Origin of the sequence: Peptoniphilus sp. (genome assembly GCF_022767005.1) — a bacterium.
Classification (GTDB): Bacteria; Bacillota; Clostridia; order Tissierellales; family Peptoniphilaceae; genus Peptoniphilus_A.
The window spans coordinates 1-1,181 of the sequence record NZ_JALEOV010000109.1 but is presented as its reverse complement, the minus strand read 5'-3'; the positions used below and the strand labels follow the sequence as shown (position 1 = coordinate 1,181).

Genomic DNA, 1,181 nt, shown 5'->3' with positions numbered 1-1,181 from the left:
CCTAAATTGCAATATCAAATTGAACTAACTCTCCCAAAGTATCAATAAGTCCTAAATTATTCAACTCTTCCACAAAAACCTCTAAAGGTGTTCGGTAATTTAAGATTTTCCTTGGTAAATTATTCATCCAATTCATTATTTTTATATAGTGGTCTTCACAATAGTCTAATAGTGATTTCCCCTTTGGCAGGAATCTTCTTATTAGACTATTGTGTTTTTCATTACTTCCTCTTTCTTGTGGGTTATTAGGATGGCAATAATATACATCACCAACATATTTTCTTTCTAGTTCTGTTAAACTAGCAAATTCTAATCCATTATCACTTGTTATACTTCTAAATATCGATGTGGAATCCTCTAATTTGCCAAGTAAGTTTTCTAAACTAGCATTAACTAATTTAGATTTTTTGGATTCTACTTTTAGTATGATTTCCATTCTAGTTTTTCTTTCTGTTATAGTGATTAAAGAGGCTTCTTCTTTATTTTTCTTTGGAACTACTGTGTCTATTTCCCGATTTTCGAATGTTGTTTTACTTTCTATTTCTTTTGGTCTTTCTTCTATGCTTTTACCTAATTGCATTCTATTTCTTTTGACTCTTTTATTTGAAGTTTTTCTTCTTACCTTTAATGGTAGGTCTATTGACTTTATTTTTAATAATCCAAGTTCTACATAGTTATATAAAGTTTTTGTACAGAGAGTTTTATTAGGAAAAAGATTATGTCTAGTGGCATATCCACAGCAAGCATCTAAGGACCATTTTTCATTTATAAATTTATCGTAAACAAATTCTAAGAAAGCACTACATTCTAATGCTTTATATGATTTTTTAGAATTTGTTCTATTGATATCATATACAGTTTTCCCTGTATCAGGATAATATACTTGCACCATTTTTTCATTTTTAATTTGAGAAACTGTTCCTCTCTTTAATTCATTTCTAATAGTGTTTGAAGCACGTCCGAGTTCTTTTGCTATTCTGTATGCAGAATAGCCTTTATTGTGTAGAAGTTCAATTTGTCCTCTTTCAAAATCGCTTAAATGTTTATTTTTTCTTGAATTTGTTGTAGTATTATTATATTCCATAGTTATCACCTTTTGGTTTTGTTTTGTGGTAAATCAATTATACCAAAGGTGATAAGCTATGGAATTTTTTTAGTTCAATTTCATTATACAATTAGCC

Annotated in this window: 1 protein-coding gene; it reads right to left on the bottom strand. The window is 28.5% G+C overall.

All coding sequences use genetic code 11. The features are described from left to right. Position 1: 1 nt before the first annotated feature. Positions 2 to 1,084 carry an IS30 family transposase gene (locus tag MR285_RS08310; protein WP_293559855.1) on the bottom strand — a complete coding sequence of 361 codons (1,083 nt, stop codon included), beginning with the start codon at positions 1,082 to 1,084 and terminating at the stop codon, positions 2 to 4. Positions 1,085 to 1,181: the final 97 nt, after the last annotated feature.

Excerpts from the sequence above, each read along its gene's own strand:
- MR285_RS08310 (WP_293559855.1), bottom strand. The coding sequence starts at position 1,084 with ATGGAATATAATAATACTACAACAAATTCAAGAAAAAATAAACATTTA.